We start from the raw sequence: 21,552 nt of genomic DNA, 5'->3' as shown, positions 1-21,552 counted from the left end.
GTGCTTTCGCGCAAAAGTACCGAGGCACAAGCTACCGAATCCGTACGTGCATGGAAACGTCGAAGCGGAATTGTGTGGGTCAGAAGAGACACGGATGCGGTTCCCCGATTCTGTCGGAATCAGCCAATGCGGCTTTCCGTAAAGGCACGAATACGGAAGTCAACAACACCAAATGAACACTATAGATTGTAGTCCTATAGGGCGCAATCGGCTGTCATCTTGGTTTTTCGGGGAAACCATAGGTGACGGCGAAACACTCATTGGCAACGGCGATACGGACGGTCAGGAAAGCGCGGGGCTTGACCCAGGAAGCGTTCTCTGACGTGTCGAGCCGTACCTACATGAGTTCGCTGGAGCGGGAGCAGAAAAGCCCGACCCTGCACAAGCTGACCGAGCTGTGCGAAGTCATGGAAGTGCATCCGCTCACGCTGCTGACGCTGGCCTACGCCGGCGACAGCACGCGCAAGGCCGATCAGCTTCTGGCGCAGGTGCGCCAGGAGCTTGAGGCCGTCTTGAAAGAACGCGACGCGCCATAAGCGCGTGCGTGACGTGCTGCTCCTGGCAGCACGGCGCCCCGCCGCAATGGGCGGGGCGCGGTGGGTGGCCGTCAGGCCGCCTGCGGCTTGCTGCGCGACCAGATCAGGTCGTGCGTGCCGTTCTCGCTTTCGATCAGGCGGGCATAGACCGTTGCCGGGAACGAAGGATCGTCGAGGGTCACGGACAGGTAATCCCGCCCGGCCTCGCTGGTCTTCTTCCACGCCGCACCGATGTCGTGGCCGGCCGCCTGCAGGCGGAAATCGGGGGCGTTCTCCTTCTCGCCCTTGTCGTTGGGAACCAGCTTGACCTTGACGTGGAGCGTCAGGGTGCGGAGCGTGCCGGTGAAGCCGTCTTTCTCTGCGGTGAAGGTGCCGATGTTAGCCATGATGTTTTCTCCTTTCGGGTTGAACAAGGTCGCGCCGGTGCGTCCTTGTTGTGATCCGGCCGGCGGGGGATGGGCTGGCCGCACCGCTTGCGGTCGCAACGCAGTGGAGAACCTGGAAGCGAAAAGAATTTGTCCCGCGAGGAAGCCGCGCAGCGGCGGGGAAATTGTTTTCGCTGGAAGGTTGCGGCCATGAAGCCCAAGGCGAAGCCGTGCCCTCGCCAGGATTCACAACAAAGCAAGGACGCACGGGCCGCCTGTCCCGAAAGGAGACATGGCCGACTCGGCATCTCCGCGCGACGGCTGCACCGGCTTGCGCCCTGGCGCGGGCAAGGCCAACACCCCAACGAAAGGCGAGAACGCCCTTGCCGCAGCTTGCGGCGACGTGCTTGAGGCGTGGCGTGGAAGCTCCATAGGGCGGCCGGGCGGCGTGTCGGTGAACCGTCCTTCGTGACGTACAGGCGGCGAACCGCCAGCGTCGAGGACGGCACGCCTGGGCACAACCTGCCGCAGCAAGCTGGGGCGTAGCCTCACAAGCCCCGCCCCTTGCGGCGGGGCGCAGCCTTCCTCGCAAGCGAAGCGCGCAGCGCCGCAGGCGCGAAGGCGTGCGGGATTGAAGCCGAATGGCCGTGACGGCGAAGACGGCATGGGGCGCAGCCCGAAAGCCCGGCGGCGCCCTTGGCGTCGTCACGCCAACGCGATTCCGGCAACGAAACTGGAAAAGCAAAGTGCAAACCCAGTGTAAGGTGAAATTCTTGGACGCATTGATGACAGGCTTTCCCCATGACAAGCCATCCCCCGATTCTGGCTGCGCTTGCGGCCGCGCTGCTGTTCGGTGCCAGCACGCCCTTTGCGAAACAGCTTGCAGGCGACATTTCCCCGATATTGCTCGCTGGCTTGCTGTACCTCGGCAGCGGCATCGGGCTTTGGGTGGTTCGCCTCATCAGGGATCGCGGCTTTGCCGCGCCTGATCTGCCGGCGCGAGAGTGGCCCTGGCTGCTAGGGGCCATCGCCAGCGGCGGCGTGCTCGGCCCCTTGCTCCTGATGGTGGGCCTGACCCACACTTCGGCAGCCGATGCCTCGCTGCTGCTCAATCTGGAGGCGGTACTGACCGCGGTGCTGGCGTGGGTGGTCTTCCGCGAGAACGCCGATCGGCGCATCGTGCTGGGCATGCTCCTCATCGTGGCGGGCGGCCTGCTGCTGGCATGGTCGCAGCACGGTGGCACGGTACAGAGCAGCGCACTGGGCAGCTTCGCCGTGGCCGGTGCCTGCCTGTGCTGGGCCGTGGACAACAACCTGACGCGCAAGGTGTCGGCCACCGATGCCGTCTTCATCGCAGGCACCAAAGGGCTGGTGGCCGGCATCACGAATTGCACGCTGGCGTTGGCGCTGGGCGTCACGCTGCCGGCCTGGCCGCGCATGGCCGAAGCCATGAGCGTCGGACTGGCCGGCTACGGCGTCAGCCTGGTGCTGTTCGTCCTGGCGCTGCGCGGCCTCGGCTCCGCCCGCACGGGCGCGTATTTTTCGACCGCGCCTTTCATCGGGGCCGTCGTTGCCATCGCCGTCTTTCAGGAACCGACCTCGGCGGCCTTCTGGCTGGCGGCCGTGCTGATGGGCGTCGGGGTCTGGTTGCACCTGACCGAACGGCATGAGCACCTGCACACGCATGAACCGCTGGAACATGTCCATCGGCATGTGCACGACGAACACCATCGCCATGAACACGCCTTCGCGTGGGATGGCGTAGAGCCGCATTCACATCCGCACCGGCATGCGCCGATCACGCATCGCCATCCCCATTTCCCCGACGTGCATCACCAGCACAGCCATTAGCGGCGCAAGGCATTGCGCCGCTAATGGCTGTCGGGCTTTGACACCGGGCGCGGCCACGGCCGCGCCCGATTTGCGTTTCACCGCGCCCAGGACGGAACGGCCTGGGCGCGGTGCTGATCGCGTTTATTCCTTCGTCTCGATGAGCCACCACACGGCACGCGGCAAGGTGTGGCCCGTGATGGGGTGAATGTCGGTGAGATCGGCGCGGGCCGTCCAGCGCGGACGGTAGCCGCGCACGTCGCCGTCGCCGTGCCAGCGGCGGGCGCGCACCGTGCCGGGGGCGTAGATCGCCGCCATGCGCGGGCGGCTGGTGGTGATGCGGGTCATGGGGACTTCTCCTTCCAGCGAAGCGCCCCGGTCGAGGCCGGGGCGCTTGCCTTCGGCGCGGGTCAAGCGGCCAGCGCCTCGGCGGGTTCATCCGCCATTGCCTCGGCATCCTCCGGGGCGTCCTGCTCCGGGCCTGTCTCCTGCGAGCCTTCGGCCTTGAAAATGGCTGGCATCCAGCCCGTACCATCGGCCAGCCGCTCGGCTTCGCTGGCAATGTCGGCCTTCTTGAGCTTCGCCAGCCGGGTGATGGAATCCGGCGCAAACGCGCCCACGGCATCCAGAATCACTGCCTTGGAAACGTGCTTGAAGTAGCCTTCGGCGGTCGGCTTCCACCATGCGGCCATGTCGAGGCCCACGGCCTGCGCCAGTTCCGCGCCGGGTTGGTGCGGGGTGGCGCGCGGCGTCACCACGTCCACTGTGGAAGCCACGCACACGGCCAGCAGCCGCACCAGCTCGTCTTGCGGCTTCGCCAGCAGCGCGGCGAGCAGTTCGGCGCTGTCCTGCGGCAACGCTTCGCCCGCGACTTCCTGCGCCGTGCGCAGCGCCACGGCGGCAGGCGATTCCGATACGTCTGGGGCAAGGCTTTCCAGTCGGTCTTGCGCTTTCAGACTCACGCCGAGCGGCAAACTGTCATGGTAGTGACCGTCCTGCAGGATGGCCTGCACCATGCCATGCACCAGCGCAGCCAGCGCGACGTGCGGATGCCGGGCGACTTCGATTTGCAGCGCCGCCGTGCGGTGGGCGCTCAACCGCTGCGCCAGCCGGTCGGAGACGTTCACGGCCTTGGGCGTTTCGTCGTTGGCATCGCCTTCGTCCTCGTTCGCGCTTCCGCCCTCCGCGAAACCCTGCCGCAGCCGGTGCAGCGTGCGCAGCGCCTTGGCCTCGGCCTCGCGCAACAGCCCGCGATAGATGACAGCTTCGCCATCGCGGTCGATGGTGACGATGGCACCGGCCACGGCGCGCACGTCCGGCGCGTAGTCCTGCAAGGCGTCCTCGATGGCTTGCAGTTCCCCGGCCACCTGCTCGCGCCGTTCTTCCAGCGTTGCCACCTTGTCCTCGTCCTCGGCGTCGTAGGCTTCTTCCAGCGTCGTGTCGATCTTGTCGAGACGGCCTTGCAACGAGGCGATGCGGCGGGCCTCGCGCGCGCTCGGTTCGCGGCGCTGGCGCGGCGCGTTCTGGAACGCCTGCCGTTCGGCGTGGCTGATGTGTGGCACGGCCTCCACCCACGCCCAACCCTCGGCGCGCACGTCCTCGGCGTGCGCGTCGAGCTTGCCGCGCACCAGCGTTTCCAGCAGTGCGGCGTCGGTGAGGTAGGTTCCGGCATCGCCTTCCGCGAACAGGTCGCGGCGGATGCCGCCGCCCGCCTCGTTATAGGCGTCCAGCCCGACGAAGCGCACCAGCGGATGACTGGCGCTGATTTCGCGTTCGGTCAGGCGCTCGCGCAGCGCGGACGCGCCGCGCTGCCATTCCGGCGCACCGTAGAACGCGGCTTCCTGCGCGGCGTGGTCGTCCGTAATGGTCAAGGCCATCAACTGTTCCAGCGTGACGCCACCCGCACGGTAATCGTCCAGCAGCCGCGCCGAGACGTTGGCGAGCTTCAGGCGGCGCTGCACCACCAGCGGGGACACGCCGAAGTCGGCGGCAATGTCTTCGATGGGGCGGCCTTCCTTCACCAGCGCGGCGAACGCCTCGAACTGGTCGGCGGGGTGCATCTGCTCGCGCAGCAGGTTTTCCGCGAGGCTGACGGTACGCGCCGAGGCATCGGGCACCAACAGGCACGGCACTTCGTAGTCGGCGGGGATGCGCTTCTTCTTCGCCAGCAGCTTCAACGCGGTCAGGCGGCGGTCGCCGGCAACGACTTCGTACTGCTCGCCATCGGCGGCGAGGATGACGATGAGGTTTTGCAGCAGGCCGACGCGGGAAATGCTCGCGGCTAGTTCGGGGATGGACAGGCGCGGCGTCCTGCGCGCGTTGCGCTTGGAGCGGCGCGGCTGCAACTGCGAGAGCGGAACCAAGATCAGATTCTTGGTCGGGGCGGCGGCTTCCAGCGGCGCGGCGGTTTCGATGGCATGGGCTTCGGCTTTGGTAACGGCGTTCATGGTGATGACTCCAATCAGTTGAGGGATGCAGCGCGGAGAAAAAGCGGCAAGGGCTGCTGCCTGCCCCTGCCGCCGTGGGGTTCAGGCTTTCAACTGGCGCAGGCCCTCGGCCAGCAGCCACAGGGCGCGGTTCAGGCGCAGGTCTTGGTCGATGCCGTGCACGGGGCGGGTGGTCTGGCGGCGACCGTTGGCGCTGCGACCGTGCAAGCCGCCGCGCAAGAGGTTTTCCTGCGTGCGGTTGAACACGCTCCACAGGTCGCGGCGGTCGTCGTCGAGACGGCGCGGCGCGAGCACCTGCGTTTCGGTGATGGGTGCGGGCTTGTCGGGGGCGTCGTACTTCAGCGCCAGCGCGGCACGCGCGAACACTTCGGCTTCGCCGGTGTCCAGCGTGACGGCCTGCATGACATCGCGGGATTCCTGCGCGCGGTCGAAGCCGTGCAGCACTTCGTATGCGCCTTCGATGACGTGCGCGGCTACGTCGCCCTTGTGCGGCACGCGCACGTCGGCCACGGTGTCACCGCATACCAGTCCGTTCTTGCAAACGAACCGGAACATGCCGGCGAGCATTTGGTAGCTGCTCGTTCCGTCATGGGAGTTCAGCAGGATGATTTCGTTGGCCTCGCGGCCGTTGATCTGGCTGGCGTGGCGCAGCCGGATCATGTGCTTGGTGTAGTCGCGGCGGTCGTCCTGCCGCACGCGGGTCTGCGTCACCATGAAAGGCTCGAAGCCTTCGCTGCGGAGTTCGCGCAGCACGGTGGCAGTGGGGATGTAGCTGTACCGTTCCGAGCGGCTTTCGTGCGGGGCGTCCGCGAAGATGGACGGGGCTACGGCGCGGATTTGGTCATCCGACAAGGGATGTTCCGAGCGCAGCACCGGGGAGCGGGATGCGAAGCGGGAAGCAAGTTGCATGGTCGTTCTCCTGACAAGGGTTGCTGTCGAAAAAGCCACCACCGGATTCCTAGATTCGGAGCCCGCCTTTCGGCTTCTCCGGTGGGGTCGGCGCGGAGACCTGGGCCGGCCTCGTTGCCACCGTCTTTCCTGAGTTCATCGCCCGCGACGGTCAGGAGCGCGCGGACGGGGGCCGTCAAGGAGACAAGCGCAGGGTTGGTGCGGCCCGCAGGCGCAGCCGAGGACACGGCCCTGCGCGCCTTGACGGCACACGGCCGCGGGCTACAGTCGCGGACAAGGTGATGAAGTCAGGAAAGGCGGATCGACAGGCGACGGCCGCTACGTTGGCGCAGACACCACGCAAGCGAAGCGCGCAGGCCCGGATCTCGGAGCCGGGCCGAAGGCCGCGCCGGCGCAGCCGGGGCGGCGGCATTGCAGGGGCGCCAAGCGCAGCGCGGCGGGGATAGCCCGCAGGGCTTTCCCCTGGAGTGCAAGCGCAGCGCGCAGCGCCGAAGGCGCGAAAGCATCGACATCAGACGCAGCAAAAAGAAAGGGTATCCGGATTTTAGTGTGGGAAGACCGCACTAGCCCTTCTTGTCTGACAGCTCTCGTTCGGTAGGTTTCTGGTATCGCAAGGCTTACGCGCTTTTAGCCTTCAGTGTGGGCTTTGTCTGGCGCATGTCGGTGCAAGGAAACAATCAGTGGCAGGTCACCTTGCCCCCGGCTCGAACTGGGGTTTGAGGCGCAGTGGAACGGAAAACCGGGTTAAGCCACGCGCCTAGCTCCGTGCAGAGAATCGATCAGCGGGCACGACACAGTGCCTCGCTGCGCATGGCACTCGTTGACCAACCGTGACAGCACCGCTTCGATTCGCGTCAGGTCCGCCATCTTGGTGCGCACGTCGGTGAGCTGGAGCGCAGCCAGCTCGGCGGCTTCGCTGCAGTGAGTGCCGTCCTCAAGCTGTAGGAGTTGGCCGACTTCGTCCAGGTTGAACCCCAGCCGCTGGGCGGATTTCACGAAACGCACCCGCGCCACGTCCGCCGATCCGTAGCGGCGAATACTGCCGACGGGCCGACCTGGTTCTGGCAATAACCCCTTGCGCTGATAGAACCGGATGGTCTCCACGTTGACCCCAGCGGCCTTGGCGAAAGCCCCGATGGTCAGTGTTTGCGGATCGTTCACCATCGCGCTTGACTCCGTACTTGACTACGGAAGTAACCTTAGCGCATCACGCAACGTCTCGGAAGGAGATCCCTCACATGGCAGACCCCAGCAACGGCCGCGGTGCACTGGCCGCCGGTGGCCTCGCCGCCATCCTCGCCTCGACCTGCTGCCTCGGTCCGCTGGTGCTGATCACGCTGGGTTTCTCCGGCGCCTGGATCGGCAACTTGACCGCGCTGGAACCGTACCGGCCGATCTTCATTGGCGTGGCGCTCGTGGCGCTGTTCTTCGCGTGGCGTCGCATCTTCCGGCCGGCTCGCGCCTGCGCGCCGGACGACGCATGCGCCGTGCCCCAGGTGCGGACGGCCTACAAGGTGATCTTCTGGATCGTCACCGCCCTGGTGCTGATCGCGCTCGTGTTCCCCTACCTCATGCCCCTGTTCTACTGAAAGGAGATTGCCATGAAGAAACTCGTCGCATTGCTCGCTCTGACCGTTGCCCTCAGCGCTCCCGCCTGGGCCGCCACCAAAACCGTCACGCTGTCGGTGCCGAGCATGACCTGCGCCACCTGTCCGATCACGGTCAAGAAGGCGCTGACCAAGGTCGAAGGCGTCATCGAGGCCAAGGTGACCTGGGAGCCCAAGGAGGCGGTGGTAACCTACGACGATGCCAAGACCACTCCGGCCGCGTTGACCAAAGCCACCGAGAACGCCGGCTACCCGTCTACCGTCAAGAAGTGAGCACACGCTCATGACCGAGGCGATCACGCTGCACATCGATGGCATGACCTGCGGGTCGTGCGCCGAGCACGTCAAGCAGACCTTGGAAAAGGTGCCCGGCGTGCGTTCGGCCTCAGTGTCCTACCCACAGCGCCGGGCCGAGATTGAGGCCAGCGTAGGTACCGCCGCGGACGTGACCTCGCTGGTCGCGGCGGTATCCGCACTCGGTTACCGAGCGCAGCTTGCCGATGCGCCGGGGCAACCCAGCGACCTGCTGAACAATGCACAAGAGCGGCTGGGCGGCGAACCAAAGCGCGAGGACGATGAGGCTGCACTGCACGTGGCCGTGATCGGCAGCGGCGGCGCGGCGATGGCGGCGGCGTTGAAGGCCGTCGAGCAAGGGGCGCGTGTGACGCTGATCGAGCGCAGCACTCTCGGCGGCACCTGCGTCAACGTCGGATGTGTGCCGTCCAAGATCATGATCCGCGCTGCCCACATTGCGCATCTGCGTCGCGAGAGTCCGTTCGATGACGGCATTGCCGCCGCCTCGCCGAAGATTCTGCGTAAGCGCTTGCTGGCTCAGCAGCAGGGGCGCGTCGATGAACTGCGCCACGCCAAGTACGAAGGCATCCTGACGAGCACCCCGACCATCACCGTGCTGCGCGGCGATGCCCGATTCAAGGATGCGCACACGCTGACCGTGGCAACCGCTGACGACGGGATGCGCGAGGTGAGTTTCGACCGCTGCCTCATCGCCACCGGGGCCAGTCCGGCGATTCCACCGATCCCGGGCTTGAAAGACACGCCCTTCTGGACGTCGACCGAAGCGCTGGCCAGCGACACGATCCCCGATCGGCTGGCCGTGATCGGCTCGTCGGTGGTGGCCGTCGAACTCGCGCAGGCCTTTGCCCGGCTGGGCAGCAAGGTGACCATGCTGGCGCGCAGCACACTGTTCTTTCGCGAAGACCCCGCCATTGGCGAGGCCATCACGGCCGTGTTCCGCGCCGAAGGCATCGAAGTGCTGGACCACACCCAGGCCAGCCAGGTCGCCTATGAGGATGGGGAATTCGTGCTCACCACCGAACGCGGCGAACTGCATGCCGACCGGCTGTTGTTCGCCACCGGCCGCACCCCAAACACCCGCACGCTCAACCTCGACGCGGCCGGTGTGGTGGTCAATGCGCAAGGCGCCATCACCATCGACCACGCGATGCGCACTACCGTGCCGCACATCTATGCCGCCGGCGACTGCACTGACCAGCCGCAGTTCGTCTACGTCGCGGCGGCGGCCGGCACCCGCGCTGCAATCAACATGACGGGTGGCAACGCGACGCTGGATCTGACGGCGATGCCGGCGGTGGTGTTCACCGACCCGCAGATCGCCACCGTGGGCTACAGCGAAGCCGAAGCGCACCACGACGGTATCGAGACCGACAGCCGCACGCTGACGCTCGACAACGTGCCCCGGGCGCTGGTCAACTTCGACACGCGCGGTTTCATCAAGCTGGTTTCGGAGGCCGGTTCGGGACGACTGATCGGCGTGCAAGCGGTAGCCCCGGAAGCAGGCGAGCTGATCCAAACCGCAGTACTGGCGATTCGCAACCGCATGACGGTGCGAGAGTTGGCCGACCAGTTATTCCCCTACCTGACGATGGTCGAGGGGCTGAAACTCGCGGCACAAACCTTCACCAAGGACGTAAAGCAACTGTCCTGTTGCGCGGGGTAGTGGCTGGGCCTCTTACCTATGCTTCATCGGCTGAATCACAAATTCAGGCTGAAGCGCCGCCTCTTGCACAATGGGCTGAGGACTATTCGAAATACCCCTCTTCGAGTAGCCGCGCCAGCGTCGGGAGATAGGGGCCGTACTCGACCACGCGCGTGATCTTCTTCTTGCGCGTTGCCGCCGTGGTCATCCGCTGGAACACGAAGTCCGTGGTCATTGGGTCGTCGTCATCGACCAACACGGTTTCGATAACCGAGCCATCCTTGCGCGCCTTCTTGTCGTAGAGCATGCGCGCCCGAAGCACCTCGAAGCTGTAACCCCTGCCCATGCGGTTCATGTCTTTGGCCACTCGGTTGACTGACTCAGTATAGGCATTGGTAATCGGCTGCTCGAAGTAGGCGAAGATTTCGTCGTGCCAGTTGTGCACGGCGGTGGTCAGGTCCTTGAACGTGGCCGCCAATTCGGTCGGAATATTGGCCTGCCACTTCGCGCAGGCGGCTTCTGCTGCTGGGCGGGTCTTCTGATCCCAGATCGACAGAAATCCTTCCTTGAGCGCGTGGGCTTCGCTTAGGAGCGGGAACTGTTGGAACCATTCCCGCATCCGGTCCATATCTCTCCCTGTCAGGTCGTGCTGCCGCTTGAGCAGCAGGAACCGCTCGTCCTTGAGTTTGAGGCGCTGCCGGGTGGACAAATCCTTGCGAATGCGCTTGCGCAGCTTCTCCAGCGCGTCGTTCGCCATGCGCTGGATATGGAATCGATCGACCACGATCCGGGCCTGTGGCAGCGTGGCGCGCACCACCTGCCGATAAACGTGGTACATGTCCATCGCCACCCACTCGACCGAGTCCTTGTCCCGCAGGTCGCGGAAATAGGGCATCAACTCGGCTTTGGCCCGGCTGGGGCGGATATCGAACACGGTCTTGCGCTCGACGTTGGTGATCATGGCCCGGTACTGGCCGATGATCTTGAGCTCGTCGATACCCAGCACCCGCGGCGTCCGGAACTGGGTCTTGGCCTCGACCTCCTCGATGAAATCGTCGAAGACGTGGCGGACCGTCTTTTCGTCCACGGCTACTTCCCGGGCAAGGGCCGCAAAGGTCTTGGAGAAGGACTGGTCGCGGATATAACGCACCAGACGCGCCGTGGCTTGGCGTTTTCCATCAAGGTCCGCCACAGGCTCAAACAAGGTCTTGGTGCAGCTTGTACAGCGATAGCGACGGCGCTGGATGAAGATCACGACGGGTTTGCCGTGCGTCGGTGTGTCCTGAAACGACTGTTCCTGTGAGCCGTGACCATGCAGGCGTCCGGTCTTGCACAGCGGGCAGGTCACCCACTGATTGACGCCTTCGGCCTTGACGACGTAACTGTCCTCGCTGGTCAGGATTTCAAGCGTCTTCAGGCTTCGCAGCTGGAGAAAGTCCGTCACTCAGCACCTTGGGCGAACCCACACTGAAATCCGACTTTTACTCTAGCACATCCGCTCAGCCGTCCAACACCAAAATCCATTCTTTGAAAGTGATAGCTACAAAGACCCAAGGAGCCAGAACCCACACCAGATTCCGGATACCCAAAAGAAAGGCGCGTCGCCCCGAAGGACGATGCGCCGGGTTGTCGGCGTGCGATCAGTTCGCCGCCGGTGCAACCATCGACTGCAACTGCTCAATGACGCCGGGTTCGACGAACACGCACGGCTGGTTGGCTGCGATCGGCAAGTTGAACACGCGAGCGAACACCTCGCGTTTCAGGTGCGCCAGGCGACCCGTGCGATATGCCTGTTCGGGCTTTACGTTCGCACCGCCCGCCGGCGAGCCGCTGCGCTGCGGATCGCATTCGATGAGTGCGACAAAGCCATCGTCGGACAGCTTCTGGTGTTCGGCGCACAGGCCCCAGCCGGTGGCCGTGTGGTGCTCCATGCTCGCGCGCAGGCGGCGATCCAGCAGGATGGCGCCGGTGTCGAAGCGAACGCCGCAGACAAGGCAAACGTGTTGTTCAAGGGAAACGTGCGATTTGTCGTTCATGACGATCTCCGGTTGCACGGGCGGAATTGCCCGGAACCGTCGCCAGCACGGCGCAGCGCAAGCAGTCAGGGGGCAAAGCCGGCCGCCAGGACGCCAGCGCGCTATACGCGCGCAGCCCTTGACGGCGAGAACGCCGTGATACGGTGAAGGGAACAGCAAGACCGCCCCACACTCCGCCCGACAATCCGCAGTGCAAGTGGAGCGCGCAGGCCCGCGAGGGCCGAAGGCGTCAGGGATCAAAGCCGGATGGCCGCGACTCGGCACGAGGCGCGGGGCGAAGCCCGCGAGCCCGACGGCGGAACGCCGGGACGCACGAATGCTTTGAATGGAACTACTCTTTGTCCTTCCTGCGCTGCTCGATCCGCAATTGCGCTCGATGGGTAGCTTGCTGCAGTCGCTCCACCAACACGGCGCGCGGCGGCAAGCTGGTCAGGTATTCGGCGACATGGATGCCGGACTTGTCCAATTCCAGCAACTCGATCTGCTCGCGCTTCTTGCCGGTGCAAAGGATGATCCCCAGCGGCGAAGCTTCCTCCGGCTCCCGTTCGTACTTGTCGAGCCAGCGCAGGTAAAGCTCCATCTGCCCCTTGTAGGCGGCCTTGAAGTCTCCGATCTTCAACTCCACCGCTACCAGCCGCCGCAGCTTGCGGTTGTAAAACAGCAGGTCAAGGTGGAAATCATCGTCGTCGATCTGGATGCGCTTCTGTCGGGCCACGAAGCTGAAACCGGCGCCCAGCTCCAGCAAGAACGACTCCATTTCGCGGATGATCGCCGCCTCCAGATCGCCTTCCTGCCAGGTGTCCCGCAATCCCAGGAAGTCGAGGATGTACGGGTCGCGCATGACCAGGGCGGGCGACATGCGCTGCGCATCGCGCATCGTGGCCAGCTCCTTCGCGATCGTCTCGCCCGGCTTCTTGGATAGGGCCGTGCGTTCGTATAGCATCGAGTCGATGCGCTCGCGCAGCGTCCGCACGCTCCAGCGTTCGGCGCCTGCCATCTGCGCGTAGTAGTCCCGCTGGAGCGGGTCTTTCAGCGGGATGAGGGCGATGAAATGCGTCCAGCTCAATTGTCGTATCAGTGATACGACAATCTGCTCGTCGGGAAAGGTGGCGGCGAACTGCACCATACGGCGCAGGTTCTTGACCCCGAAACTGCTGCCGTATTCCTTCACCAACTGCGCCGCCAAGGTCAACACGACTTCCTCGCCGTAGTCGGCCCGCCGGCCCTCCAAGACTTGCGTGTGGATGCGCTGGCCGATGCGCCAGTAGAGCATCGTCAACTCGCTATTCACCGTCGAAGCGGCGCGCTGCCGCGCCGCCTCGATCAGTGTCCGAATGTCACTCAGCAATGCCGACGGCACTGCGGACGATGCCACGGATGACCGGCGCCCGTTCATGCCGCCCCCTCGGCCAGCTGGCGAGCGCCCGTAATGGCTTGGCGCCGGCTCGCCACCAGCTCGGCCGCATCGCGCACCGGCTTGTCCTCGGTGTGAACGTAGTGCATGAACATCGCCACGGTTTTGTGGCCCGTCAGCTTCATGCCTACCTTGGTCGGCACGCCAGAATTGGCAATGTCGGTCGTCGAGCGATGGCGGATGCCGTGCGTGCCGACATGTGGCACACCGGCGGCCTTGAGCACGCGCTTCCAGCCGCTGTAATGCTCGCCAAAGGTCAGGTGCTTGCTCGGGTCGTTGGGCGATGGCAGAACGTAAGGACAGCCTTCCCGACGCGGCGCTGTCGAAAGCAGCCGATAGGCTTCCGCGCTCATGGGCTTGGAAATGCCGCCGGTCTTGCTGTCGGGCCACACCACGCGCCGCTTCTCGAAATCCAGCCAGTCCCATTCGAGCGGGCAGATTTCGGAACGTCGCGCGGCGAACTCGAATTGCAGGCGGATCGCCAGCGGGATGACATAGTTTTCGAGCCCTTCCGCCTCCAGCTTCTCCAAGTGGCGGAAGATCAGTACCAGCTCGTCGTCCACGATGAGCCGGGTTTCCTTGCCAGGTGGGTACATCGGAACGTGCCGGCACGGGTTGGTGCCATCCGGTCGCAGGCCCCATACCTCTGCCATGTTGAACATCTTGCGCAGCACTCCGAAGGTGCGGTTGGCTTCGGCCGGCTTGTAGGCCAGTTTTTTCATCAGTGCCGCGATGTCGGGACGCTTTACGTCCTGCACCTTCATCCGGCCCATGATAGGGATGATGTTGCGGTTGATGACGCCCCAGTAGCCGCGCTGGGTGGTTGGCTTGTTGCGTTGCTTGGAGTAGTCCTCCATGAAGGTGTGGCAATACTCCTTCATGGTCGGTGCCTTGCGGGCGGCGGTCTTGGCCGCGCCGGGATCGCCGCCCCGGCGTACTTCGGCCAGCCAGTCCTGCGCCATGACGCGGGCCTGCTCGACGGTTAGTTCGCCGAACAGTCCCAGGGCGGGCTTGCGACGCTGGCCGGCGTTCGTACGGTACTGGAGCATGAACACCTTGCGACCCGCTGGAGTAATCTTGCAGAGGAAACCCGGCACGGCGGTATCTCGCAGTTCAACCGCCTGCGCTCGGGGCTGCGCCGCATCGACGGCGCTCTTGGTGAGTTTGATCTTTGCCATGCTGACTCCTCCGGCACCCCGGTTTCCAGGTGCCACGTGGGAGTCACGCGGGCGGAAGCCGGGTCAAGTTGCTGAAAGCACCGGCATAGGATGGACTGACCTAAGTCCTTGATAAACCTGCCACAGCGAGCCAGGTCGTAGTCCAGCGAAGTTCGGTGCTGGAGTCATCGTGAAACAAAAAAGGCCACGCATGGCGCAGCCTTTTCGTCGTCCGCCATGGGCTCACTCGGCGAGCGGCTACCGGCGGCTGCTTTCCTCGCCCTGAGTGGGGCGCAAGTTAAGCGGAATTACTTCATGCGGTAGGTGATGCGACCCTTGGTCAGGTCGTAGGGGGTCATCTCCACCTTCACCTTGTCGCCGGTGAGGATGCGGATGTAGTGCTTGCGCATGCGGCCGGAAATATGGGCCGTAATGACGTGGCCGTTTTCCAGCTGCACGCGGAACATGGTGTTGGGCAGGGTCTCCTGGACCGTGCCTTCCATTTCGATGACGTCGTCTTTGGCCATGCGTTCCGGTGGGGGCAGGGCAGCCGTCGTGGCCGCGTAAGCCGACGATTATGCCACGGAAGTTCGCGGGATGCTCTGTTCAGTTCAGGGAGCGTCCCAACCCGTTGATATCAAAGCCGCCGGAGGGGACGAACCGTGCGGCCTCAGCCGAAGTGCTCGTCGAGCTTGCGACGGATCTCCTGCTCGACCATGCCCTTCAGCGGCGCCAGCATCATGCCCAGTTCGGCCGTGACCTGGATGGCGTCGCTGCCGACGGCAATGCTGCCGTTCACGCCGGGACGGGCAAAGCGCAGGGTATCGCCCTGCCATTGCCCTTCCATGCCGAACTTCTCTTGCATGCGGGCCGCCACCTTGTCGACCACCGCGCGGGCCTCGGCCACGGAAAGCTGGTGCGGACGGCGGATGTCGATCTTGGGCATGGGCGGGTTTCTCCGGATACAAGACGGCCATGGTATGCCAGAAGGCGGACCGTAGGCTGACTGTCGTCCATCCCCGCGCTGGTGGCCTGAATCAGGCGCTTCAGCGGCGCTGATCCAGGCCGTTCGCGCGGAATGGATCAGAGCATCCTTAATTAATGGCGCAGGCATCTGCTAGAGTCCCGGCCGTCCATCGACTGGTTCACTGATGCGCATCGAGTTTCCCAATTCGCCCCGCGAGGATTTCCACTGGGACGGCCCTGCGTTGCGCGTCGGCAGTGCTCCGGACAACGACTTGATCCTGGCCGCGCATCAGGCCGGTGCCTACCACTTGCGCATCCAACTGGACCGCCGTGGCTGGGTGCTGCAGGTGCTTCCGCAAGGCAATCGCATCTACGTCAACGCGCGCCCGGTGCGTGAGAAGGCGTTGCTGCGCGCGGGCGACATCCTCAGCGTTGGCGATTGCCGCATGCTGCTGCGCGCGGATGAAGAGCCCGCGCACAACCTGCCTGTTACGGTGCCCGCCGAAGGCCGCTGCACCGTGGCCTTGCGCGCGGTGGCGGGGCCGCTTTCCGGCCGCGTCCTGTCGCTGCAGGAGAAGCTGGAACTGGGCCCGCACGGTCGTATTCCGCTGGAATTGCCGCAGGGCGAAACCGCGTCGCTGGCGGTGTTCTGGCGCGACGGCCAGCTGATGCTGGAAGCGGGGCAGCAATCGGCGCGTTATCCGTTGCGCGTGAACGGCGTACCCGTCACCCAGGCGGCCTTGCGGCCGGGCGACCAGATTGGCCTGGGCATGCATCGTTTCGTGGTCGACGCACCGGGGCTGGAGCCCGAACCGGAAATCGCGCCGCCCGAGCCCGAACGACAGCACTTGCCCGAAGAGGACGCCGGCCCGCGCGGCGAAGTCTGGTGGCTGATCGCCACGGCGGCGGTGTTGGCGCTGGGCATCGCGGTGGCTTTGCTGGTGCGTTTCTGAGGCGTCCCGCGGGCGATTTACCGACCTTCGCTCCTTGGTTGACCTTGCGTTGCTGCGACGCGGCATAATGCGGCGATCTTCCTGCCAAAGGCGTCGTCAGTGAGCAGACTCTGGAATTTCAGCGCCGGCCCGGCCGCGCTGCCGCAACCGGTACTCGAACGCGCCCAGCGCGAGCTGCTGGACTGGCAAGGTTGCGGTGCCTCGGTAATGGAGCTTTCCCATCGCGGCAAGCTGTTCATGGGGCTGGCGCAGCAGGCCGAGGCCGATCTGCGCGAGCTGCTGGCGATTCCCGAGAACTACGCCGTGCTGTTCCTGCAGGGCGGCGCCACCCAGCATTTCGCGCAGATCCCGATGAACCTGGCGGGCGAGGGCGACAGCGCCGATTACGTCGTCACCGGCCATTGGGGCGAGAAGGCCGCCAGCGAAGCGGCGCCGTACGTCAAGGTGAACGTGGCCGCGAGCAGCAAGGGCGAAAACTACCTGCGCCTGCCACCGCGCGATACCTGGCAGCTCGATCCGCGCGCGGCCTACGTGCATTACACGCCGAACGAGACCATCCACGGCGTGGAGTTCCATGACATTCCGCAGGTCGGCGACGTGCCCCTGGTGGCGGACATGTCCTCGGACATCCTCTCCGGCCCGATCGACGTATCGAAATTCGGCCTGATCTACGCCGGCGCGCAGAAGAACATCGGCCCGTCGGGCCTGGTGATCCTGATCGTTCGCCGCGACCTGCTCGAGCGCGCCACGCGCCCGATGGCGCGCATCTTCCGTTACGCCGACCACGCGGCGAACGATTCCATGCTCAACACGCCCAACACCTGGGGCTGGTATCTGGCGGGCTTGACCTTCCAGTGGCTCAAGGAGCAGGGCGGGCTGGCGGCGATGCGCGAGCGCAACGCGGCGAAGGCGGCGCTGCTGTACGACGCCATCGACGGCTCCGCCGGCTACTACCGCAACCCGATCGAACACGCGTCGCGCTCGCGCATGAATGTGCCCTTCACCTTGCACGACAGCGCGCTGGACGCGGACTTCCTCAAGGAGTCGGAAGCCGCCGGCCTGCTCGCGCTCAAGGGGCACAAGGCGATCGGCGGCATGCGTGCGTCGATCTACAACGCGGTGCCGCTGGAAGCGGTGCAGGCGCTGGTGAGCTTCATGCAGGATTTTGCCAAACGTCACGGATGAAACCGTTGCACGGTGGTGGGGTATCGGGGATAGTCCCTGGTTCCCCATTTGGACTTCTTTCCCTCCAAGCCGCACGACATGACCGACAAGAAATCCTCGCTTTCCGACGTGCGCGAGCGCATCGACAGCATCGACCAGCAGATCCAGCAGCTGATTTCCGAACGTGCCGGTTGGGCGCAGGAAGTGGCACGCGTCAAGGGCGAAGGGCTCTCGGCCATCGACTATTACCGGCCGGAGCGCGAAGCGCACGTGCTGCGCATGGTGGTGGATCGCAACCACGGGCCGCTGTCCGACGTGGAGATGGTGCGGCTGTTCCGCGAAATCATGTCCTCGTGTCTGGCGCAGGAAGATCCCCTCAAGGTGGGCTTCCTTGGCCCCGAAGGTACCTTCAGCGAGCAGGCGGTGCGCAAGCACTTCGGCCACGCCGCTTATGGCCTGCCGCTGGGCAGCATCGAGGAAGTGTTCCAGGAAGTGGCGGCGGGTCATGCCGATTTCGGCGTGGTGCCGGTGGAGAATTCCGGGCAGGGCATGATCCAGGTGACGCTGGACATGTTCCTCACCTCCGACGCCACCATCTGCGGCGAAGTGGAATTGCGCGTGCACCAGTGCCTGCATTCGCTGAACGGCAAGCTGGAAGGCATCAAGCGTGTGTATGCGCACGCGCAGTCGCTGCAGCAGTGCAAGACCTGGCTGCGGATCAACCTGCCGGGCGTGGAATGCGTGGCGGTGAGCAGCAATGCGGAGGCCGCGCGGCTGGCACGCCATGCGGATGACGTGGCCGCCATCGCCGGCGAAACGGCCGGTCGCGTGTATGGCCTCAAGACCGTGGCGCAGGCCATCGAGGATCGCGCGGACAACACCACGCGCTTCCTGGTCATCGGCCGCTCGCTGTTTCCGCCGTCGGGCAATGACCGCACGTCCCTGCTCATCACGGTGAACGACAAGCCGGGCGCGCTGTATCACGTGCTCAAACCGTTCGCCGAGCATGGCATCAGCCTCAACCGCATCGAATCCCGTCCGGCCCACTCGGGCAAGTGGCAGTACGCGTTCTTCATCGACGTGTCCGGCCACATCAACGACGAGCCGATGCAGGCCGCCATGAAGGAAATGGGCGAAGCCGCCGCGCAGGTGCGCGTGCTCGGCTCCTACCCGGTGGCGCTGCCCTGATATCTGCCGGGCCGCTGCTCGGCGGCCCATGGAGAAATTTCCGTGACCCGACTCGACTGGACCAGTCATCACGCCCGTGCGCTGAAAGGCAGCGTGCGCGTGCCCGGCGACAAATCCGTATCGCACCGCGCGCTGATGCTCGGCGCGCTGGCGGAAGGAACGTCCCATATCCGCGGTTTCCTCGAGGGCGAAGACACGCGCGCGACCGCCGCGGTGCTGCAACAGCTGGGCGTGCGCATCGATGCGCCGGCCGATGGCGAACGCGTGGTGCATGGCGTGGGCCTGCATGGCCTGCGTGGCACCACGGCGCTGCTGGATTGCGGCAACGCCGGCACCGGCATGCGCCTGCTGGCCGGGCTGCTGGCGGGGCAGGCATTCGACAGCACACTGGTGGGCGACGAATCGCTGTCCCGCCGCCCGATGCGCCGCGTCACCGATCCGCTCGCCCGCATGGGCGCGAAGATCGACACGCAGGAAGGGCTTCCGCCGCTGCGCATTCATGGCGGCCAGTCGCTCAGTGGCATTGCCTACACCTTGCCGGTGGCCAGTGCCCAGGTGAAATCGGCCTTGCTGCTTGCCGGGCTGTACGCGCAGGGGGCGACGGAAGTGATCGAGCCCCATCCGACGCGCGACTACACCGAGCGCATGCTGGCGGCCTTCGGCTGGCCCATCGACTTCGCTCCCGGTCGCGCACGGCTCACGGGTGGGCACACGCTGCGCGCCACCGACGTGGACGTGCCGGCGGATTTCTCCTCGGCGGCGTTCTTCCTGGTGGCCGGCAGCATCGTGCCCGGCTCCGAGCTGCGCCTGCCGGCCGTAGGCCTCAATCCGCGCCGCACGGGACTGCTGCAGGCTCTACGCCTGATGGGCGCGGACATCCGCGTGGAGAACGAGCGCGAGAGCGGCGGCGAGCCGGTGGGTGACCTGGTGGTGCGGCATGCGCCATTGCACGGTATCGAACTGCCCGAAGCGCTCGTGCCGGACATGATCGACGAATTCCCCGCGCTGTTCGTGGCGGCCACCGCCGCAACGGGCAAAACCGTGGTGCGTGGCGCGGCCGAACTGCGCGTGAAGGAATCGGATCGCCTGGCCACCATGGCGGCAGGGCTGCGCGCCTTGGGCGCCACCATCGACGAAGTGCCGGACGGCGCGACCATCGAAGGCGGCCGGCTGGGCGGCGGCACCATCGAAAGCCACGGCGATCACCGCATCGCCATGAGTTTTGCGGCCGCTGGTTTGATCGCGGACGGCCCGGTGCGGATCAACGACTGCGGCAACGTCGCCACGTCGTTTCCGGGTTTCCGGGAACTGGCGAACGGTTGCGGCTTCGACCTGCGCACGCTCTGACGATACGCAAGGGCGCGCGACGCTACTCGCCCGCCGACGGATGAGCCGCTACGCTTGCGGCTCCATCCCGAGGTCATCATGTCCGTCGCCACGCCTTCCTTCATCGTCGCCATTCCCGCCCGTTACGGCTCCACGCGCCTGCCGGCCAAGCCCCTGCGCGCGATCGCGGGCGTGCCGATGGTGGTGCGCGTGGCGCAGCGGGCGCTGGATGCTGGCGCCGCGCAGGTGGTGGTCGCCGTGGACGACCAGCGCATTGCCGATGCCTTGCAGGGGCAGGGCGTAGATGTGTGCATGACGCGCAGCGACCATGCCTCCGGCAGCGATCGCCTGGCCGAGTGCGCCGAGCACTATGGTTGGGTCGACGACGCCATCGTGGTGAATCTTCAGGGCGATGAGCCCTTCGCCCCGGCCGCTGGCATACGCGAAGTGGCACGGGCGTTGGCCGAGGACGACGCGCCGATGGCCACGCTGGCCACGCCCATCACCGAGGCCCACGAGCTGTTCGATCCGAACGTGGTCAAGCTGGTGCGTTCGGCCACGGGACGCGCGCTGTATTTCAGCCGTGCGCCGGCGCCGTGGGCGCGCGATGCCTTTGCGCTCGATAGGCACGTATTGCCGCCGAACGTGCCGTTCCTGCGCCATATTGGCATCTATGCCTACCGCGCGGGCTTCCTGAAGCGCTATACGACGCTGGAGCGCACGCCGCTGGAACAGGCCGAATCGCTGGAGCAGCTGCGCGTGCTCGAGCACGGATTTCCCATCGCCGCCCGACTGACGCCGGAACCGTTTCCGCCGGGCATCGATACCGAGGCCGACCTGGAGCGCGCGGAGCGCTGGCTGGCCGCGCGCTGAGCAGTCAGCGCCGGCGGCGCACCAGCATCACGAACAGGCCGCCAAGCGCCAGTCCAACCACCAGCCCGATGCCGGCGCCCCACAGGGCGCCGTTGGTGCCGGCGACGGCGCGGCCGATAAAGAAGCCGAGCACGAACAGGATGGGAAGCGGCAGGCAGCCCATGGTCGGTGGCGGATTCCCTCGCTGCGCGTTGGCGGCTGAGCGTGTCAGGCCAAGGCGAAGCGGATTACTTGTTGAAGGTGATCGGGACCTGCACGTAGCCCTCGGCCGGCACGCCCTGCTTGATGGCGGGCTTGTACGACCAGCCCTTCACGGTGCGGATGGCCTCATCGTCCAGCGCCTTGGCGCCGGAGGACATCATCACGTGAAACGACTTGGCCTTGCCGTCGGCACCGACCTGCACCATCACCACCACCGTGCCCGAGGCGCCGGCGTTCTTCATGGCGGCGGAATAGCGCGGCTGAGGCTGCGGCTTGTCGTCGTCGACGCTGGCCGGCTGGTCGGCGGATGCGCTGTCGGCATGGCTGGCAGCGGTCGAGGCGGCCGCCGGCGCGGCTGCGTTCTGCGCCTCGGTGTCCGCGATGGCGGACTGGCTCAGGATGATTGCGGCAACGCAGGCCGCTGTCGTCATCAGCTTGCTCTTCACGTCCTTCCTCCCTGTTAGCCGCCCAAGCATAGTCGGGCCGCGCGTATCGCAACAATCGTGTCCTACGGCACACGGTCGGGGCTTGATAGCGCGCCCGCGTGCAGCCATAACGTTGGACTGGCCTCCGCACGGGTGCGGCGCCGTGCCGACCCTGCGCTCCTGTCCGGCTCCGAAAGA

Annotated in this window: 23 protein-coding genes; 10 read left to right on the top strand and 13 right to left on the bottom strand. The window is 65.5% G+C overall.

The features are described 5' to 3' along the window. Positions 1-242 precede the first annotated feature (242 nt). Positions 243-536: a helix-turn-helix transcriptional regulator gene (locus BDW41_RS03680; RefSeq protein WP_074546703.1), complete on the top strand. Its 294-nt coding sequence runs from the start codon at positions 243-245 to the stop codon at positions 534-536. A 71-nt stretch (positions 537-607) separates the two neighbouring features. Here the strand turns inward: BDW41_RS03680 and BDW41_RS03675 are convergent, their stop codons facing one another. Beyond that, positions 608-922, bottom strand: coding sequence for a DUF736 domain-containing protein (locus tag BDW41_RS03675; protein WP_074546702.1), 315 nt, complete (start codon positions 920-922; stop codon positions 608-610). A 780-nt stretch (positions 923-1,702) separates the two neighbouring features. On the opposite strand from BDW41_RS03675, the gene BDW41_RS03665 reads away from it, so the two are divergent. Continuing rightward, positions 1,703-2,752, top strand: coding sequence for a DMT family transporter (locus BDW41_RS03665; RefSeq protein ID WP_074546701.1), 1,050 nt, complete (start codon positions 1,703-1,705; stop codon positions 2,750-2,752). Between the two features lie 123 nt (positions 2,753-2,875). Here BDW41_RS03665 and BDW41_RS03660 read toward each other — a convergent pair whose 3' ends face one another. From BDW41_RS03660 to merR, 4 genes are all read right to left on the bottom strand, one after another. After that, a complete protein-coding gene (locus BDW41_RS03660) occupies positions 2,876-3,079 on the bottom strand; it encodes a hypothetical protein (RefSeq protein WP_074546700.1) in 204 nt (67 codons plus the stop codon). Positions 3,080-3,141: 62 nt separating this feature from the next. Continuing rightward, positions 3,142-5,178 (bottom strand): ParB/RepB/Spo0J family partition protein, encoded by a 2,037-nt coding sequence (locus tag BDW41_RS03655; RefSeq protein WP_074546699.1) that lies wholly within the window; start codon positions 5,176-5,178, stop codon positions 3,142-3,144. A gap of 81 nt (positions 5,179-5,259) precedes the next feature. Next, a complete protein-coding gene (locus BDW41_RS03650; protein ID WP_074546698.1) occupies positions 5,260-6,087 on the bottom strand; it encodes a DUF932 domain-containing protein in 828 nt (275 codons plus the stop codon). 744 nt (positions 6,088-6,831) lie between these two features. Beyond that, positions 6,832-7,251: an Hg(II)-responsive transcriptional regulator gene (gene merR / locus BDW41_RS03645; RefSeq protein WP_074546697.1), complete on the bottom strand. Its 420-nt coding sequence runs from the start codon at positions 7,249-7,251 to the stop codon at positions 6,832-6,834. A gap of 74 nt (positions 7,252-7,325) precedes the next feature. On the opposite strand from merR, the gene merT reads away from it, so the two are divergent. The 3 genes from merT to merA are packed head-to-tail and all read left to right on the top strand — an operon-like array spanning position 7,326 to position 9,672. After that, positions 7,326-7,676 carry a mercuric ion transporter MerT gene (gene merT / locus BDW41_RS03640; RefSeq protein ID WP_019183730.1) on the top strand — a complete coding sequence of 117 codons (351 nt, stop codon included), beginning with the start codon at positions 7,326-7,328 and terminating at the stop codon, positions 7,674-7,676. 12 nt (positions 7,677-7,688) lie between these two features. Then, the gene (gene merP / locus BDW41_RS03635; protein WP_012480190.1) at positions 7,689-7,967 is read left to right on the top strand and encodes a mercury resistance system periplasmic binding protein MerP; all 279 of its coding nucleotides are present in this window, start codon (positions 7,689-7,691) and stop codon (positions 7,965-7,967) included. Positions 7,968-7,977: 10 nt separating this feature from the next. Then, on the top strand, positions 7,978-9,672 hold the full coding sequence (merA, locus tag BDW41_RS03630) for a mercury(II) reductase (protein WP_074546696.1): 1,695 nt from the start codon (positions 7,978-7,980) through the stop codon (positions 9,670-9,672). 82 nt (positions 9,673-9,754) lie between these two features. Here merA and BDW41_RS03625 read toward each other — a convergent pair whose 3' ends face one another. The 6 genes from BDW41_RS03625 to BDW41_RS03600 form a co-directional block, all read right to left on the bottom strand. Next, positions 9,755-11,095, bottom strand: coding sequence for an ISL3-like element ISStma11 family transposase (locus BDW41_RS03625; RefSeq protein WP_019183731.1), 1,341 nt, complete (start codon positions 11,093-11,095; stop codon positions 9,755-9,757). Between the two features lie 196 nt (positions 11,096-11,291). After that, on the bottom strand, positions 11,292-11,687 hold the full coding sequence (locus tag BDW41_RS03620; protein WP_074546695.1) for an ATPase: 396 nt from the start codon (positions 11,685-11,687) through the stop codon (positions 11,292-11,294). A 331-nt stretch (positions 11,688-12,018) separates the two neighbouring features. Then, on the bottom strand, positions 12,019-13,083 hold the full coding sequence (locus tag BDW41_RS03615) for a PDDEXK nuclease domain-containing protein (RefSeq protein ID WP_074546694.1): 1,065 nt from the start codon (positions 13,081-13,083) through the stop codon (positions 12,019-12,021). Next, on the bottom strand, positions 13,080-14,279 hold the full coding sequence (locus BDW41_RS03610) for a site-specific integrase (protein WP_074546693.1): 1,200 nt from the start codon (positions 14,277-14,279) through the stop codon (positions 13,080-13,082). Before BDW41_RS03610 ends, BDW41_RS03615 begins: the two co-directional genes overlap by 4 nt. A 287-nt stretch (positions 14,280-14,566) precedes the next feature. After that, positions 14,567-14,785, bottom strand: a complete 219-nt coding sequence (infA, locus tag BDW41_RS03605; protein ID WP_019466733.1) for a translation initiation factor IF-1 — start codon at positions 14,783-14,785, stop codon at positions 14,567-14,569. 143 nt (positions 14,786-14,928) lie between these two features. After that, positions 14,929-15,204: a polyhydroxyalkanoic acid system family protein gene (locus BDW41_RS03600; RefSeq protein WP_074546692.1), complete on the bottom strand. Its 276-nt coding sequence runs from the start codon at positions 15,202-15,204 to the stop codon at positions 14,929-14,931. Between the two features lie 205 nt (positions 15,205-15,409). Here BDW41_RS03600 and BDW41_RS03595 point away from each other — a divergent pair, with 205 nt between their 5' ends. The 5 genes from BDW41_RS03595 to kdsB all read left to right on the top strand — a co-directional run bounded on the left by BDW41_RS03595 (position 15,410) and on the right by kdsB (position 20,728). Continuing rightward, on the top strand, positions 15,410-16,177 hold the full coding sequence (locus tag BDW41_RS03595) for an FHA domain-containing protein (protein WP_074546691.1): 768 nt from the start codon (positions 15,410-15,412) through the stop codon (positions 16,175-16,177). Between the two features lie 99 nt (positions 16,178-16,276). Next, on the top strand, positions 16,277-17,362 hold the full coding sequence (gene serC / locus BDW41_RS03590; RefSeq protein ID WP_074546690.1) for a 3-phosphoserine/phosphohydroxythreonine transaminase: 1,086 nt from the start codon (positions 16,277-16,279) through the stop codon (positions 17,360-17,362). A 78-nt stretch (positions 17,363-17,440) separates the two neighbouring features. Further along, complete coding sequence (pheA, locus tag BDW41_RS03585; RefSeq protein ID WP_074546963.1) at positions 17,441-18,529, top strand: prephenate dehydratase; 1,089 nt, start codon at positions 17,441-17,443, stop codon at positions 18,527-18,529. Between the two features lie 42 nt (positions 18,530-18,571). Then, a complete protein-coding gene (gene aroA, locus BDW41_RS03580) occupies positions 18,572-19,876 on the top strand; it encodes a 3-phosphoshikimate 1-carboxyvinyltransferase (RefSeq protein WP_074546689.1) in 1,305 nt (434 codons plus the stop codon). Positions 19,877-19,954: 78 nt separating this feature from the next. After that, positions 19,955-20,728 carry a 3-deoxy-manno-octulosonate cytidylyltransferase gene (gene kdsB / locus BDW41_RS03575; protein WP_074546688.1) on the top strand — a complete coding sequence of 258 codons (774 nt, stop codon included), beginning with the start codon at positions 19,955-19,957 and terminating at the stop codon, positions 20,726-20,728. A 4-nt stretch (positions 20,729-20,732) separates the two neighbouring features. Here kdsB and BDW41_RS23500 read toward each other — a convergent pair whose 3' ends face one another. Next, positions 20,733-20,891, bottom strand: coding sequence for a hypothetical protein (locus BDW41_RS23500; RefSeq protein ID WP_199535267.1), 159 nt, complete (start codon positions 20,889-20,891; stop codon positions 20,733-20,735). A 64-nt stretch (positions 20,892-20,955) separates the two neighbouring features. Next, entirely contained in the window at positions 20,956-21,375 is a 420-nt protein-coding gene (locus BDW41_RS23315; RefSeq protein ID WP_074546687.1) for an energy transducer TonB, read from the bottom strand. Positions 21,376-21,552 lie beyond the last annotated feature (177 nt).

It is taken from the genome of Dyella sp. AtDHG13, assembly GCF_003201105.1.
Lineage (GTDB): Bacteria > Pseudomonadota > Gammaproteobacteria > Xanthomonadales > Rhodanobacteraceae > Dyella > Dyella jiangningensis_B.
The sequence above is the reverse complement of the archived record's forward strand: the minus strand, read 5'-3'. Positions and strand labels throughout refer to the sequence as shown.